Below are 16022 nucleotides of genomic sequence, written 5' to 3'. Positions count from 1 at the left end.
TGTCTGGAGGGTTTCACGCGGTCAAAGCCGCGTTGCGCAAATTACTGCGTTGGGACCTGCTGAGCCGTCAGCATATCCGGACGGTTGTTTTCGATCCATGTATCAGCCAGGGACCGTGCTTCTGCACGAACCGGTTCCGGCGCGACGGCAAAATACTGCTCATGCAGGTTGTTGATCCAGGTTGTGTCCTGGCCGGTTGCTTGTTTGCGGGCAACAGTCAACCACATCAAACCCCGAGCTTTTTTCTTGTCTGAAGATCCAAGAGAATAAAGCGTTTCGCCGAGTTTGGCCTGAGCACCGACATGGCCTTTGAGCGCAGCAAGATTATACCAGCGTACCGCCATCCGGCTGTTGGTCTCCCGGTACATTTCCCCAAGATGAAACTGGGCGGCTGCATCGCCGTAATAAGATGCCGCGTGAGTAAAGATCCTGCGGGCTTGTCCTTCATCTTTGATGACGGCGCCATCGATGCCGCTCAGATAATAAGAGCCAAGTGCTACGAAGGCACTGGAGACAAAAGGTGCATCCGGGGAATCTGGGCTGTCATTGCCGTGATCCCGGACAATCTGGCTATAATATTGAAACGCCTTGTAGTCATCTTCCTGCACACCGTCGCCCTTGGCGTACATGTCACCAAGCTTCCAGGCAGCCATGGTCTGCCCGTTTTCTGCGGCATATTTCAAAGACGAGATCGCTGCTGTTTTATCACCAGAGTAATACTGACGGGCACCAGTGCGCAGAGCTTCATTGGGCGACATGGTCGACGGATTGATCGGTCCGGGCGCGGCCGGCTGGCCGTCAAACGCCTTTGACGGCACTGTTGCCATCATCAAGGCGAGCGCGCCAACAACGGCCCCGCTGACGCTTAAGTGCTGACGATGTGTCTTCTTGCTGTACATCCCGTTCACACTATTCTCCCGCGAGCGATATTCATCGTCACGGGCACATATCCCATTCATCTGTTACACCAAGCTGATGCTTGAATGTTTGACACCTCACCATGCGTCTTGAAACGATTGCGTGATGTCCCAAATGTGAGCGATCAATCAGGCCTTAGTTGGGCTGCGCGCCCTGCCCCAGCAAAACCGCCGTAACGCATTGAACCATCGCGCAACCTGGCATCTGTTTTTGTGCCGAGCGCTACGTGTTGATCCACTCGTGTACTGCAATCATGGCCGAACATGGGCATCAATCGGTTCCATGAAGGCACCGCAATACTTTGCCGCCAAGTGTTGCTGAATAGGCACAATTTGCCGCCCCTCCTAAGACCCAATCGAAACACACGCAGGTTGACGATCGGTTTCCATATCTTCAAAAGGCCTCGAGTGATGCCAATTAGCTTAAACGCTGGGGAAAACGGGGGCTTTTGGCCAATTTCCTTGGCTGTTCTATGTTTGTACTTCAAACTGAATCATGATTCGGTGTAGGACCGGCGTGATCAGATGCGCGGTCAGCGCAGTTTAATAAAACCAGGTACCCATCAGGCGATACGCAATGAGCGGAAAAGACGATCTTTTTGCAGGCAATGCAGCTGTTTCCAATCCGGTTGGGTCGGAACCGGCACCAGCACCCAAGCCTGCACCGACGCCTGTTGCGGATCTTTCTGAGGCACGAAAGAAGTCACAAGCTGCTGCCGAAAACAGCGATTATTCAGCTGCCGATATTGAAGTCTTGGAAGGACTGGAGCCCGTTCGCAGGCGTCCGGGTATGTATATTGGCGGCACGGACGAAAAGGCCCTCCACCACCTTTTTGCTGAAGTCATCGACAACTCCATGGACGAAGCCGTTGCGGGACACGCAACCTGGATTGATGTCTCCCTTGGTGCAGATGGCTACCTGAACATTACGGACAACGGCCGCGGCATCCCGGTCGATCCGCATCCAAAGTTCAAGGACAAGTCGGCTCTGGAAGTCATCATGACGACCCTGCATGCCGGCGGTAAATTCGACAGCAAAGTCTATGAAACGTCCGGTGGTTTGCATGGCGTTGGCGTGTCCGTCGTTAATGCCCTGTCGGACGAACTGGTTGTCGAAGTGGCCCGAAGCCGCAAGCTCTATCGTCAGATCTTTCGTCGCGGTCATCCGCAAGGACCGCTGGAGCATATTGGCGATACTCAAAACCGCCGCGGCACGATGGTCCGCTTCAAGCCGGACGAGACGATTTTCGGAAAAGGTGCGAAATTCCAGCCGGCGCGCTTGCTCAAGATGGCGCGCTCGAAAGCCTATCTCTTTGGCGGCGTCGAAATCCGCTGGCACTGCGCTCCAGAATTGATTTCAGAGAAGGACGAAACCCCGGCAGAGGCCGTCTTCCACTTCCCCGGCGGCCTGCGGGACTTTCTGGAAGAACGGCTTGGCAAGGAACGGCGGGTGGTCGAGGAAGTCTTTTCTGGCCGGACCGACAAGACCGGCAAACATGGATCGGTCGAATGGGCCGTCAGCTGGTTTGCAGGCGACGGGTTCATCAATTCCTACTGTAACACCGTCCCAACCCCGGAGGGCGGCACGCACGAAGCCGGTTTCCGTTATGCGCTCCTGCGAGGCCTGAAAGCCTACGGCGAACTGGTCAACAACAAGAAGGCCTCAATCATTACCGGCGATGACGTCATGACATCTGCCGGCGGGATGCTCTCGGTCTTCATCCGGGAACCCGAATTTGTTGGCCAGACCAAAGACAAACTCGCTACCAACGAAGCGACACGCGTTGCCGAGACGGCGGTTCGCGATGCCTTTGATCACTGGCTGACCGCCTCGCCCAATCAAGCCAACAAGCTTCTGGAATGGGTAATCGACCGTGCCGAGGAACGCCTTCGGCGCCGCCAGGAAAAAGACGTGGCCCGCAAGACGGCCGTGCGCAAGCTTCGTCTCCCTGGAAAGCTCGCGGATTGCTCGACCAGCCAATCGGAAGGAACGGAACTCTTCATCGTTGAGGGAGACTCGGCGGGCGGATCTGCAAAACAAGCTCGAAACCGCGCCAACCAGGCCGTCTTGCCGCTGCGCGGAAAGATCCTCAACGTCGCCAATGCAGGCCGTGACAAGCTGGTCGCCAATCAGCAGCTTGCCGACCTCATTCAAGCGCTCGGCTGCGGGACCCGCTCCAGCTATGCTGAGAAGGATTTGCGCTACGAAAAAATCGTCATCATGACCGATGCGGACGTGGACGGCGCGCACATCGCTTCTCTGTTGATCACGTTCTTCTATCGTGAAATGCCGGAACTGATCCGTGGTGGTCATCTCTATCTTGCGGTGCCACCACTCTATCGCTTGAGCCAAGGCGGAAAGACCCTCTACGCACGCGACGACATGCACAAGGACGAACTCTTGGCGAGCGCCTTCAAGGGCAAATCGAAGGTTGAAATCGGCCGCTTCAAGGGTCTTGGCGAGATGCTGCCCGCTCAGCTGAAGGAAACCACCATGGATCCATCCAAGCGGTCCCTTCTCAAAGTCAGCGTGGACGAGTTTGCCATTGCAGATACCAATGACACAGTTGAACGGCTCATGGGCAACAAACCCGAAGCCCGTTTCCGGTTCATCCAGGACAATGCTGAATTTGCCGACGACCTTGATATCTAAGGCTCAGGCGGGCAGACCCCAATTGATTCAAAGTGTTATAGGAAGATAGGCATTCAAGTCGCATTTAACTTAAATGCCAACGAAATCATGCGATGTAGAAGTTTTATGCGTATGATCACTCATATACCTAGTTTTATTGCGCATGATTTCGGACCAACCATTAACTGAGTTGGCAAAACGACAAGAGAAATACTGAACATTTCTGATATTTAACCTCACCAATGCATTGACTCACCAGCGAACAAATGTAGGGTGTGGCCAAATCGGCGAAGGGCAGTTCAGGACGAACTGCTGCCATTAAATCACAACATTCGGGCAAAGCGCTCCATGTCATTTAATACTCTCGGTCTGAGCGAGAAGGTCCTCGCTGCAGTTGATGCGGCAGGTTATAAAGATCCAACAGCCATTCAGGCAGGTGCCATACCTCAAGTCCTGGAACGGCGCGATGTCCTCGGCATTGCACAGACCGGAACCGGCAAGACCGCCAGCTTCACCTTACCGATGCTGACCCTTCTTGAAAAAGGACGTGCCCGCGCCCGCATGCCGCGCACGCTGATTTTGGAGCCAACCCGGGAACTGGCCGCTCAGGTCCAGGAAAACTTCGAGAAATACGGTACGAACCACAAGCTGAACGTTGCCCTTTTGATCGGCGGCGTTTCCTTTGCCGAGCAGGATAAGAAACTCGATCGCGGCACCGACGTGCTGATCGCAACGCCTGGCCGCCTGCTGGATCATTTCGAGCGCGGCAAGCTGCTGCTCCAGGGCGTCGAAATCCTGGTGATCGATGAAGCTGACCGGATGCTCGACATGGGCTTTATTCCGGACATTGAGCGGATCTGCAAGCTGATCCCGTTTACGCGGCAGACCTTGTTCTTCTCAGCAACGATGCCACCGGAAATTCAGCGCCTGACCGAAACATTCCTGCAGAACCCTGCAAGGATCGAAGTGGCTCCAACCTCTTCAACGTCCGAAAATGTAACACAGCAGCTGAAGGCTGCTGGCGGCAAGGATTACGACAAACGCGCCGCCTTGCGCGAACTTCTGGAAGGTGCTGAAGACCTTCAGAACGCGATTGTCTTCTGCAACCGCAAGCGCGATATCTCGACGCTGTTCCGGTCGCTGGAGCGCCACGAATACAACGTTGGTGCTCTTCATGGTGACATGGACCAGCGCACCCGCATGATGATGCTGGAAAACTTCCGGAAAGGCGCGATCAAACTTCTCGTTGCCAGTGATGTGGCAGCTCGCGGGCTGGACATCCCGGAAGTGAGCCACGTCTTCAACTACGATGTTCCGATCAATGCGGAAGACTACGTTCACCGGATCGGCCGCACGGGACGTGCTGGCCGCAGCGGTACAGCGTATACGCTCGTAACGGAAAGCGATCAGAAGTATTTGCGCGCGATTGAAGAGCTGACAAACCAGTCGATCGAATGGATCGGCGAATCGATCGACTTTGAAGCTGCTGCAGCGGAACGCAAAGCCAAGCGCCGCTCGCCTAAATCGGCCAAGGCAGATTCAAGCAACGATAACGACGCAAGCCAGAGCAAACCAGCGCCGAAAAAGCGTGGACAGTCACGCCGAAAAAGTGAAGAGCCGGCCGCTGAAACGCAGGTTGAAGAAACACGCTCAAGCAACAGGGTTCAAAAGATTTCTCAAAGATCAGGCAGCAAGCCGCAAAAGCAAGACAACAACGCACCAGCTTTTAGCGAAGGCGTTCATATTCCGGCATTCCTGCTTCGCGAACCGCGGGCTAAAAAAGCGTCGTAATCCCCAACTAGCGGGGACTCGACCAAAATATTTAACTCGTCCTTAAACGTTACGTCAGATTTTGGATGTCAAGAATTCGGGCCGTGTGGGGTGGCCACCGAAGAAGACATGACTGAGAGAAAACTGATGTCGGATAAGGACGATCATATCAGGACCATCGGGTACGGTGAGTCCGCGATCGGGTACATAAGGAAAAACAACTTACCCGCTTATCCGCGCTCTTATGAACTCTGGTACACTTATTCTGCTGGATACAACCAAGGCCTCAACCGCGCAATCAACGAAGCTGTAAAAGAAAACGGCCGAATCAGCACCGATGAGATGCTGTCTCTGTACGGCCGTTTCTTGTCCCCAACCCGGCTGGGTGATCGTCTCGATGATGTCGGTTCAAAAGTTTCCCGCGAAGTCGAAGAAATTGTCGAAACACTGAAGCTAAGCGCTGATGCGACATCCGACTACGGTGCCGCTCTCGAGCAGGCCGGCCTTAAGATCTCCGGGATCACCGATCCGGACAAACTGAAGCTTTATGTAACGCATCTGGTCAAATCCACCCAAAATGCGGTTGCATCCAACAGGAAGCTGGAAAGCCAGCTGTTGGAATCAAAAAAGCACATTGAGAACTTGCAATCCTCGCTTGAAGCGATCCGCTATGAGTCTCTGATTGATGAGCTGACAACCCTTAACAATCGCAAGCACTTCGACAACTCACTCGAGAAGGTAATCCGGAACTCCATAGAGAGTGGCCGTGGGTTTGCTTTGTTGATGACGGACATCGATCATTTCAAGAAGTTCAACGATACCTACGGTCACCAGACGGGCGATCAGGTATTGCGCCTCGTTGCCTTGTCCGTGAAACAAAACATTTCAAGCCAAGACATTGCGTGCCGATATGGCGGCGAGGAGTTCGCGATCATCCTGCCCCATGCCGGGTTGGACGAAGCGGTTGAAGTTGCGGAGAAAATCCGTGCTGCTGTGATGGCCAAGGAACTTGTAAAGCGCTCGACGGGTGAAAACCTTGGGCGTATCACGATTTCTGCCGGTATTGCAGCCTACAAACCGGACGATAACGAGCAAACTATTGTCTCGCGTGCCGATGAAGCAATGTATGCGGCGAAAAACGCTGGACGTAACCTGGTGAAAACCGAAAACGATCTTGAAATGAAAGAGAACCAGGAAAACGTCGCCTAACAACTCAAGACGATCTCCTGAAACTATCTCCCGGACTTATTCTGCCGCGTCCAATCCCATCTGCCAGAAATCCGCTTCCAATCGGCTTGCCTTTTCGAACAAGGACAAAAGCCTCGGATACCGCGCGTCCGTCAGGTAGACATCACCGGTGGCGTCAATCCATTCAGCGAACCCCTTGGCCAGGTCCTGATAGGCATCGCTGCCATATTCCTGGATCCAGCGGCTGTAGGGATTGCTGTCGGTGGCCGTACCTGCTTTGATTAGAGTCGCGCCGATTTCCGCATAACCGATTACACACGGTGCCAGTGCTGCTTGCAGGTCCAGGAGATCGCCAGACATACCTGCATCCAGAACAAAGCGCGTGTATGCCATTGTAGGCGTATCTTCTGGGGCACTTTCAATGTTTTCGCGAGTCATGCCCCAGGAGCCGCAAAGCTCCAGATGTAGGTCCAGCTCGACATCCAGAATGGCCTTAACGCCCTCAAGTGACTGACGCATGTCGCCAACAGTCGGGCTCTTATAAATGCCGAGCGCATAGGCCCGCGCAAACTGAATCAGAAAAAGATAGTCCTGAACCAGATAATGTTTGAAAGCGCTGAGCGGGAGATCCCCTCTGCCAAGCTTGCGAACGAACTCGTGGTCAACATAAGACGCCCACTGCGGGGCCGCATCGGCCTTTAGCCGCTCAAACAGTTTCACGCTATCACCTGAAAAATTGGAGTTTGGTCAATCAGTTCCGCGCATGGGCGCTGAGGTCCGCTGCCTGAAGAGACACAGATTCGCCACAGCCACAGGCAGACACTTCGTTCGGGTTCTTGAAAACGAAGCCCGACCGGAACTTGGTCACTTCAAAGTCCATTTCCGTTCCGAGAAGGAAAAGCACGGCGGACGGGTCGACAAAGATCTTTGCACCCTTGTCTTCAATCACATCATCGCCGGGGCTCGCCTCTTCGACGAGATCCATGGCGTATTCCATACCAGCGCAGCCGCCTTTTTTGATGCCGACGCGCAAACCCAATGCCGGCTTGTCCGCGTTATCGACAAGTTCGCAGACCCGTTCTGCGGCAGCATCGGTCAATGTCATGACCTGGAATTTTGAGGCAGAAGCCATCACGTCCTCTCAAGCAGTCTCAGGAGTTTAACCTGATATAGGAACTCAGCTTAAGGATACAAAGGGAAGAACTCAATACCAGTTGAGCGCGACCTTGGCCTCATCGGACATGCGGTCCGGCGTCCAGGGCGGGTCAAAGACCATGTCGACAGTCACCGGGCCAACACCAGCAACAGAGGCAACAGCGTTCTCAACCCAACCCGGCATTTCACCGGCAACGGGACACCCCGGCGCCGTGAGGGTCATATCGATGTTGATCGAGCGGTCATCTTCGATATCGACCTTGTAGATCAGGCCGAGCTCGTAGATGTCACACGGAATTTCCGGATCGTAGACGGTTTTCAGAGCACCGATGATGTCCGTCGTCAGGCGGTCGAGTTCCGCCGGAGAGATCGCGCTTTGGGCGCTGACCTCAGCCTGGAGCTCTTCACCAGCTGCGTTCGTGTCGATCGTGGTCGCGTTATCCATGTCCGTCGGTCCTTACCCGAAGAAGCTCTGCGCCTTTACGAGCGCTTCGTAAAGCGCGTCGACTTCATCGCGCGTATTGTACATTCCAAAGCTAGCCCGGCATGTAGAGGTTACACCATATTTTGCCAAGAGGGGCTGAGCGCAATGTGTGCCCGCACGAACCGCTACGCCGGACCGGTCAATGATCGTCGAGACATCATGAGCGTGGGCCCCCTCTATCTCAAATGAGATGATGCCCCCCTTCCCCGGTGCGTCGCCGAAAATCCGGAGCGAGTTGATCTGGCGCAGTTTTTCATGCGCGTAGATTTTCAGATCTTCCTCATGGCGCGCAATGTTCTCGCGACCAATGGAATCCATGTAGTCCAGCGCAGCACCAAGACCAATCGCCTGAACGATCGGCGGAGTACCGGCTTCGAACCGGTGTGGCGGTGCGTTGTAGGTCACGTTGTCCTCGGTCACATCAAGGATCATTTCGCCGCCGCCCTGAAACGGACGCAGCGCCTCCAGGCGTTCCGGCTTGCCGTAAAGCACGCCAATGCCTGACGGGCCGTACACCTTATGACCTGTGAAGACGTAATAATCGCAGCCAATGTCCTGAACATCGACTGGCATATGCACGGCGGCCTGACTGCCGTCCACGAGGACCTGAATTCCGCGCTCATGCGCGATTTCGCAGATCTCCTTGACCGGAACAACAGTTCCAAGAACGTTGGACATATGCGTGATCGCGACGAGCTTGGTCCGGTCGGTCAACGCGTCCTTGAACGCGTCCAGATCAAACGAGCCATCCTCACGGACATAGACCCACTTCAACTTTGCCCCGTGCCGCTCCCGGTGGAAGTGCCAAGGCACGATGTTGGAATGGTGCTCCATGATCGACAGAACGATCTCATCGCCTTCTGCGAAGAACTTCCCGCCAAGCCCGTAGGCGACAAGATTGATCGCTTCGGTCGTCGATTTGGTGAAGACGATATTGTCGACGGAACCAGCGTTTAAAAAACGGCGAACCTTTTCCCGCGCCTCTTCGAAGTTGTCAGTCGCCGTATTGGACAGGTAATGCAGGCCCCGGTGGACGTTGGCGTATTCATGGCTATACGCCTTGGTCACCGCATCGATCACCGCCTGAGGTTTTTGCGCCGAGGCGCCATTGTCGAGATAAACTAGCGGCTTTCCATAGACCTCGCGCGCAAGGATCGGGAAATCCTTGCGGATCGCCTCAACATCGTATGCCGTCGATATCGTGGTCTCTTGTGCGATTGCGACCGTCATGCGGCGCTGCTCCTTATTCCAAAAATCCTTTTCCGCAGAGATGCTTCATCACCCGGCGGAAAACAAGAGTGTGCGCGGATTTGCCCAATCCGCGCAACCACGTCATCAGTGACCGGCCAGCCAGTCGCGGACCCGCTGTTCCAGGCCTTCGGTCACGTCATCTTCGCCATACTCTTCAATGGCTTCGGAGAGGAAGGCCAGCACGAGAAGCGTCTTGGCCTCATCTTCCGGGATGCCGCGGGCAAGGAGATAGAACAGAAGATCTTCATCGATCTGACCGCTGGTCGCACCATGGGCACACAGAACGTCGTCAGCGAAGATTTCCAGCTCCGGCTTGTTCGCCATTTCCGCTGTTTCGGACAACAGCAGCGCCTGGGTCATCATTTCGCCGTCAGTCTTCTGGGCATGCGGAGCAACATTGATCCGGCCCTGATAAACACCGCGGGCTTCACCATCGAGCACGGTCTTGAAGAATTCCCGGCTGTTACAATGCGGTACAGCGTGATCGACGATCAGTGTCTGATCGGCAAGATCGGACCCGCCGGCCATTGAAACACCATAGATCTTGGCCTCGGAGTTTTCGCCGGTGAAGTTGATGAACTGCTGGTTCCGGACGAATTGCGGCCCGGCGATGAAGCCAAGCGATTTGAACTCGGCGTCGGCTCCAAGCGTTGCGATCGTCGTCAGAAGACGCGCTGCATCGGTCTTGCCGACAATCAGCCGCGTTGCTGCAACGGATGCATTATCTGCAACGTCGTAGTCAAACACGGTGTTGATCTCACCGGCACCGGTGTCGCCTGAAAAGCTTTCCAGAACACGCAGCTTGGCGCCCTTGCCGACCGTGATCTTGTTGCGGACCACCTGTGCCCCGGTTGCGGTTGCCAGCTGAACCAGCTCAAGCGGCTTGGAGACTTCCGCGCCGTCCTTCACGGCGACAACCACACCGCCTTGAACAAAAGCCGTGTTCAGCGCAACCAAACCGTCATTCGGTCCGGTCTTGGGCGACTTCAGAAGCTGTGCGCCTTCGTCACTGGATAGTGCATCCGTGAGATTGGAGACTGTGACACCTTCTGCAGCGAGCGCGTCAACATCCGACAGCTCTGCAACAAAACTGCCATTGGCGACAACAATCTTGAAACGAGCCAGATCGCCAAATGTCTCGGAGGCCTCCAGAACGCCTTTGACAGCGGAACTGTCGGCAGCGGTTGCCAGTGGTGCGGCAGATTTCATGAAGGCGCGCAGATCGGAGTATTTGTACTCCTCAACGCGGCGGTGCGGCAGGCCCTTGTCCTTGATCTGGCCAAGCGCGCTATCGCGCAAGGCTGAGACTGCAACGGAGCCCGCGAGTGCGCTCTTGGCCGCGTCGTACCGGTCGATCAGGTCGCTTTCGGCCTGGGTGTTCCTGATGGGTGCATTTGCGTTCATGTCGCGGCTCCTATCAAGCGGCTGCGTTGATGATGTCAGCGTAACCGTTTTTCTCCAGTTCAAGCGCCAGGTCCTTGTCGCCTGTCTTCACGATCTTGCCTTTGGACAACACGTGGACAACATCGGGGACAATGTGGTCGAGCAGACGCTGATAGTGTGTGATCACAACCATGGCCCGATCCGGACCGCGCAACTTGTTGACGCCTTCGGAGACGATGCGCAGAGCGTCGATGTCGAGGCCGGAATCGGTCTCGTCCAGCACGCAAAGCTTCGGCTCCAGAAGAGACATCTGAAGGATTTCGGCGCGCTTCTTCTCACCGCCGGAAAAACCAACGTTCAGCGGACGCTTCAGCATGTCCATGGAGACGTTCAGGTGAGCCGCGGCTTCCTTGACGCGCTTCATGAAGTCCGGAATTGACAGGGTGTCTTCACCGCGCGCCTTGCGCTGTGCATTCATCGCTGTCTTCAGGAATTCCATGGTCGCAACACCCGGAATTTCGATCGGGTACTGAAACGCCAGGAACATGCCGGCTGCCGCCCGCTCGTCCGGCTCCATGTCGAGCATGTTTTCACCGTTGAACAGGATCTCGCCCTCGGTCACTTCATAGTCGTCCTTGCCTGCCAGGATGTAGGACAGCGTGGACTTGCCAGAGCCGTTCGGGCCCATGATGGCGTGGACTTCGCCAGCGTTGACGGTAAGGTCAATGCCGCGCAGGATTTCTGTTTCATCTTCCGCGATGCGAGCGTGCAGGTTTTTGATCTCAAGCATTGAGATGTTCCTTGTCATTCAAAGGGCAGTCGTCGCCCAAACCAAATTTTCAGGCGGGCTTAGCCCACAGATCCTTCAAGGCTGATCGAGATCAGCTTTTGAGCTTCGACAGCAAATTCCATTGGCAGCTGCTGGATGACGTCCTTGACGAAGCCGTTGACGATCAGCGCCACCGCTTCTTCTTCGTTCATCCCGCGTTGCAGGCAATAGAACATCTGGTCGTCCGAGATCTTCGAGGTGGTCGCCTCGTGCTCGAACTGTGCCGTTGCGTTCTTGCTTTCAATGTAAGGAACCGTATGCGCGCCGCACTCCTGACCGATCAGCAAACTGTCACACTGGGTGAAGTTCCGGGCGTTGGATGCCTTGCGGTGGGCTGAAATCAGACCGCGGTAGGTGTTTTCCGACTTGCCGGCGGAAATGCCCTTGGAGATCACCCGGCTCGACGTGTTCTTGCCAAGGTGGATCATCTTGGTGCCGCTGTCGATCTGCTGGTGACCGTTGGACACCGCAATGGAATAGAACTCACCACGGGAGTTGTCGCCGCGCAGAATGCAGGACGGGTACTTCCAGGTAATCGCAGAGCCGGTTTCGACCTGGGTCCAGGAGATCTTGGAGTTCTTGCCGCGGCAATCGCCCCGCTTGGTGACGAAGTTGTAGATGCCGCCCTTGCCGTCCTTGTCGCCCGGGAACCAATTCTGAACGGTGGAGTACTTGATCTCCGCATCGTCCAGCGCAACCAGTTCCACGACCGCCGCGTGCAGCTGGTTTTCATCCCGCTGTGGTGCCGTACAACCTTCCAGATAGGAAACGTAGGAGCCCTTGTCGGCAATGATCAGCGTGCGCTCAAACTGACCTGTGTTCTGCTCGTTGATGCGGAAGTAGGTCGACAGCTCCATAGGGCAGCGGACGCCCTCCGGAATGTAGACGAAGGATCCGTCGGAGAAAACGGCCGAGTTCAGCGTCGCATAATAGTTGTCTGTCACCGGAACCACGGACCCGATGTACTTCTTCACAAGGTCCGGATACTCGCGCATCGCCTCGGAAATGGAACAGAAGATGACACCGGCCTTCTTCAGTTCTTCCTTGAACGTCGTAACAACGGAAACAGAATCGAAGACAGCGTCGACAGCCACCCGGTTTTCAGGCGCGACACCTGCCAGGATTTCCTGCTCGCGCAGCGGAATGCCAAGCTTTTCATAGGTTTCCAGGAGTTCCGGATCGACCTCGTCCAGGCTCTTCGGGCCTTCGACGGACTTCGGAGCCGCCCAGTAGTAGAGCTCGTCGAAGTCGATCTTCGGGTAGGAGACGCGCGCCCAATCCGGCTCTTCCATCTGCTGGAAGCGGCGCAGAGCATCAAGGCGCCACTCGGTCATCCACTCGGGTTCGTCTTTTTTCGCCGACAGGAACCGGATGGTTTCCTCGGACAAACCCTTGGCACCCTTTTCCGACTCGATATCGGTTACAAAGCCGTATTTATACTGGTCAACATCGATGGCTTTCACCTGGTCGATGGTTTCCTGTACAGCTGGCATCGCTTGCCTCCATTATGCGGACGGACGTGTCCGCGTCTTTTGCATGTCCATGTGCCGCGAACTGCGGCCCAAGGTGTGATGGCGGTTTCCCACCAGATTTCGTTCCTCACGCAGCCTTGTGGCGTGCTTCCGGGTTCAGCCGGTCGACGATCTTCGGCCAAACCTCCAAAAACCGGTCGATTTCCCGTGGGCCCGTGTCCCAGCCCATGCTGATCCTGAGTGCGCCGCGCGCCGTATCTTCATCCACACCCATCGCGGTCAGAACATGCGACACGGAAACCTTTCCGGACGAACAAGCAGACCCCGATGAAACAGATACGCTTTCCAAGTCAAAAGCGATCAGTGCGGTTTCAGCTGCTATGCCGGGAACGGCGAAACAAACAGTGTTGACCAAGCGGTCTGTGCCCTCACCGAAGATGACTGTCTCCGGGCAAACTGCCCGCAAGCCATCTTCGAGTTTTTCCCTAAAGGCGACGAAATGGGATGTATCGGCCGCATCCTCAAGAGCCGCCTGCGCCGCAATGCCAAATCCGGCAATCGCGGAGACGTTTTCCGTACCGCCCCGACGCCAGTTTTCTTGGCCCCCGCCCACCATCAGCGGCGCCGGTACACGGGCAGTGGACCGAACCACAACAGCGCCCATGCCTTGCGGGCCACCAAATTTATGCGCGGACAGCGTGATGACATCCGCGCCCCAGGTTCCAATGTCAATCGGCATCCGGCCGGCTGCCTGAACCGCGTCGACATGGAAAAAGTGACCGTATTTCGCAGCCAGCGCGCCAATGTCTGTGAGCGGCTCGATGACCCCAGTCTCATTGTTTGCCGCCATGACCGAAATCAGGCTCGGCGCGGCATCCTTGATCAGGCCTTCCAACGCGCCGAGATCGACCACGCCATTCGAATCAACTGGAACAACCACCTGATCCATCACGGGGAAACGTCCGCCGGTCACAACGGACGGGTGCTCGACCGCGCTGCGGAACAACTTGTCGAGATAGACGGGAGCACCCTGATCCTGCCACGCAGGCGCCAGCGCCGTCATATTGGCTTCCGTACCACCAGACACAAAGGTTACAGCCCGGGTTTTGGCACCGCACAGGCGGGCCACCGCTTCGCGGGCTTCCTCGATCCTGCCCCGCGCCTTCCGGCCATGGGTGTGAACGGAAGAGGCATTTCCGGCGTCCTGAAGCACGGTAATCATCGCATCACGCACGTCAGGACGCATGGGCGCACCTGCGTTGTGATCGAGATAAACCGGGTCGGAGCGGCGGGACATGACACCTCTTCGGTGAAACTGGATACGTTTGGCTTCCAAAATCCGTACAATTTTCAAGCATCTGTTCGAAAAACTTGAAATTTTCCGCCGTGATGACGATAACAGCGACAACCGGTCGAACCGAGTGTCGCCATTTCAGCGGCGGCACGAACTTTCGAATAATTCTAAACAAGGTTCTAGAAACTTGGAGCTTGAGAGTCAAGTTTAGACTTACGGGAAACCACGTATAGAACCGAATTCACCGGCGGCCGTTCGGCTGCCGTCAAAACACAAGGATAAATCGCTTCATGCCTGAGGTGATCTTCAACGGTCCCGCCGGCCGGCTGGAAGGCCGGTTCCATCCCGCAAAAAAGCGCAACGCTCCCATCGCCCTGGTTCTGCACCTGCACCCCCAGTTCGGCGGCACGATGAACAATCAGATTGTTTATCAGATGTACTACATGTTCGCCCGGCGCGGCTTCGCGGTTCTGCGCTTCAATTTCCGCGGCGTTGGCCGTTCGCAGGGTTCATTCGATCATGGACAGGGCGAGTTGTCTGATGCAGCTGCTGCGCTCGACTGGGTCCAGACTGTTCATCCCGATGCCCGCGCCTGCTGGATTGCGGGCTTTTCATTCGGTGCGTGGATCGGCATGCAGCTCCTGATGCGCCGCCCGGAAGTGGAAGGCTTCATTTCCGTTGCCCCGCCGGCAAACCTGCACGACTTCTCGTTCCTGGCGCCCTGCCCGTCCTCCGGCCTGATCATTCACGGCGAGCAGGACAAGGTTGTGCCGCAAAAGGACGTTCAGACGCTTGTCGACAAGCTGAAAACCCAGAAGGGCATCGTCATCGATCACCAGACGATCCCGGGCGCGAACCATTTCTTTGAAAACGACATGGACACGTTGATCGACAATTGCGGCGATTACGTCGATGGCCGCCTTGGTCTGACACCTGCCGATTATGTCGACGTCGACTGATTTCTAATTTACTCAGAAAATGAAAAACCCGCCAAACCGGCGGGTTTTTTGTTGGTCAAATACCAACCAAGTTCGAGATTTATCCCTGAAACGGCTTGGCGCGCGGAATACCTGGCCCTGTATCGACGCCATCATCAGGACCTGCAAGTGGGTCTTCCCCTTCTGCAACAACACCCTTGATCGGCGGGCCGTCATAATCCTCCGGCGGTGGGACTTTCGATGCCAGGCGGCAGTCGGTCAGCCAGATGTCGTAGACCGGGTGCTCAACCGCATGAAGACCCGGGCTTGCCGCATACATCCAGCCTGAAAAGATCCGGCGGACCTCATTGTTCAAGGTAATTTCGTCGACCTGCACAAAGCCGGTCGTCAGCGGCGACTCGGTTTGCGGACGGGTGTGGCAGACCCGCGGTGTCACTTGAAGGGCGCCAAACTGAACCGTTTCGCCTATATAGACGTCGAAGTTGATGATCCGGCCCGTAATCTTGTCGAGACCTGAAAAGACGGCCACCGGGTTTTCGATTTTTTCCGATTCGGCCTGCGCGAGCGCAGCCTGCGGCTGAAACGCAAGCAACCCGAGCCCGAATACCATTGCGGCAGGCTTTAAAACAGTTCGACCATCAAAAAACACGTGGGGCATCAGCTCCGACCAGATTCGCAATTTCAATCCTATCCCTGCCTGGGGACCGGG

General features: G+C 55.9%; 13 protein-coding genes and 1 pseudogene. 4 read left to right on the top strand and 10 right to left on the bottom strand.

Translation table 11 applies throughout. The features are described from left to right. Positions 1 to 41 precede the first annotated feature (41 nt). Positions 42 to 899: a tetratricopeptide repeat protein gene (locus RBB44_RS16070; RefSeq protein ID WP_286189940.1), complete on the bottom strand. Its 858-nt coding sequence runs from the start codon at positions 897 to 899 to the stop codon at positions 42 to 44. 595 nt (positions 900 to 1494) lie between these two features. Here RBB44_RS16070 and parE point away from each other — a divergent pair. The 3 genes and pseudogenes from parE (at position 1495) to RBB44_RS16055 (ending at position 6528) form a co-directional block, all read left to right on the top strand. Then, on the top strand, positions 1495 to 3570 hold the full coding sequence (parE, locus tag RBB44_RS16065; RefSeq protein ID WP_306148682.1) for a DNA topoisomerase IV subunit B: 2076 nt from the start codon (positions 1495 to 1497) through the stop codon (positions 3568 to 3570). A 327-nt stretch (positions 3571 to 3897) separates the two neighbouring features. Beyond that, positions 3898 to 4984 (top strand): annotated as a pseudogene (locus tag RBB44_RS16060) (DEAD/DEAH box helicase); the annotation flags it as partial. A 464-nt stretch (positions 4985 to 5448) separates the two neighbouring features. Next, on the top strand, positions 5449 to 6528 hold the full coding sequence (locus RBB44_RS16055; protein ID WP_306148681.1) for a GGDEF domain-containing protein: 1080 nt from the start codon (positions 5449 to 5451) through the stop codon (positions 6526 to 6528). 36 nt (positions 6529 to 6564) lie between these two features. On the opposite strand, the gene tenA is transcribed toward RBB44_RS16055, so the two are convergent. The 8 genes from tenA to RBB44_RS16015 form a co-directional block, all read right to left on the bottom strand. Next, positions 6565 to 7227, bottom strand: a complete 663-nt coding sequence (gene tenA / locus RBB44_RS16050; protein WP_306148680.1) for a thiaminase II — start codon at positions 7225 to 7227, stop codon at positions 6565 to 6567. A 31-nt stretch (positions 7228 to 7258) separates the two neighbouring features. Beyond that, complete coding sequence (sufA, locus tag RBB44_RS16045; protein ID WP_040450566.1) at positions 7259 to 7639, bottom strand: Fe-S cluster assembly scaffold SufA; 381 nt, start codon at positions 7637 to 7639, stop codon at positions 7259 to 7261. Positions 7640 to 7711: 72 nt separating this feature from the next. Continuing rightward, positions 7712 to 8107 (bottom strand): SUF system Fe-S cluster assembly protein, encoded by a 396-nt coding sequence (locus tag RBB44_RS16040; protein ID WP_055670174.1) that lies wholly within the window; start codon positions 8105 to 8107, stop codon positions 7712 to 7714. Between the two features lie 12 nt (positions 8108 to 8119). Further along, a complete protein-coding gene (locus RBB44_RS16035; RefSeq protein ID WP_306148679.1) occupies positions 8120 to 9376 on the bottom strand; it encodes a cysteine desulfurase in 1257 nt (418 codons plus the stop codon). A 105-nt stretch (positions 9377 to 9481) separates the two neighbouring features. After that, a complete protein-coding gene (sufD, locus tag RBB44_RS16030; protein WP_306148678.1) occupies positions 9482 to 10801 on the bottom strand; it encodes a Fe-S cluster assembly protein SufD in 1320 nt (439 codons plus the stop codon). Between the two features lie 13 nt (positions 10802 to 10814). Continuing rightward, positions 10815 to 11570 carry a Fe-S cluster assembly ATPase SufC gene (gene sufC / locus RBB44_RS16025; RefSeq protein ID WP_133947193.1) on the bottom strand — a complete coding sequence of 252 codons (756 nt, stop codon included), beginning with the start codon at positions 11568 to 11570 and terminating at the stop codon, positions 10815 to 10817. Between the two features lie 59 nt (positions 11571 to 11629). Then, entirely contained in the window at positions 11630 to 13102 is a 1473-nt protein-coding gene (sufB, locus tag RBB44_RS16020) for a Fe-S cluster assembly protein SufB (protein ID WP_133947191.1), read from the bottom strand. 106 nt (positions 13103 to 13208) lie between these two features. After that, complete coding sequence (locus RBB44_RS16015) at positions 13209 to 14378, bottom strand: cysteine desulfurase family protein (protein WP_306148677.1); 1170 nt, start codon at positions 14376 to 14378, stop codon at positions 13209 to 13211. A gap of 287 nt (positions 14379 to 14665) precedes the next feature. Here RBB44_RS16015 and RBB44_RS16010 point away from each other — a divergent pair, with 287 nt between their 5' ends. Continuing rightward, positions 14666 to 15334 carry an alpha/beta hydrolase gene (locus tag RBB44_RS16010; RefSeq protein ID WP_306148676.1) on the top strand — a complete coding sequence of 223 codons (669 nt, stop codon included), beginning with the start codon at positions 14666 to 14668 and terminating at the stop codon, positions 15332 to 15334. Between the two features lie 79 nt (positions 15335 to 15413). Here RBB44_RS16010 and RBB44_RS16005 read toward each other — a convergent pair whose 3' ends face one another. Then, the gene (locus RBB44_RS16005) at positions 15414 to 15923 is read right to left on the bottom strand and encodes a DUF2155 domain-containing protein (protein WP_306148782.1); all 510 of its coding nucleotides are present in this window, start codon (positions 15921 to 15923) and stop codon (positions 15414 to 15416) included. Between the last annotated feature and the right edge of the window lie 99 nt (positions 15924 to 16022).

Origin of the sequence: Roseibium sp. MMSF_3247, from assembly GCF_030733765.1 — a bacterium.
In the GTDB taxonomy this organism is placed as follows: Bacteria; Pseudomonadota; Alphaproteobacteria; order Rhizobiales; family Stappiaceae; genus Roseibium.
Note: the sequence above shows the minus strand (reverse complement) of the source record. Positions and strands in the feature narration are given on the sequence as shown.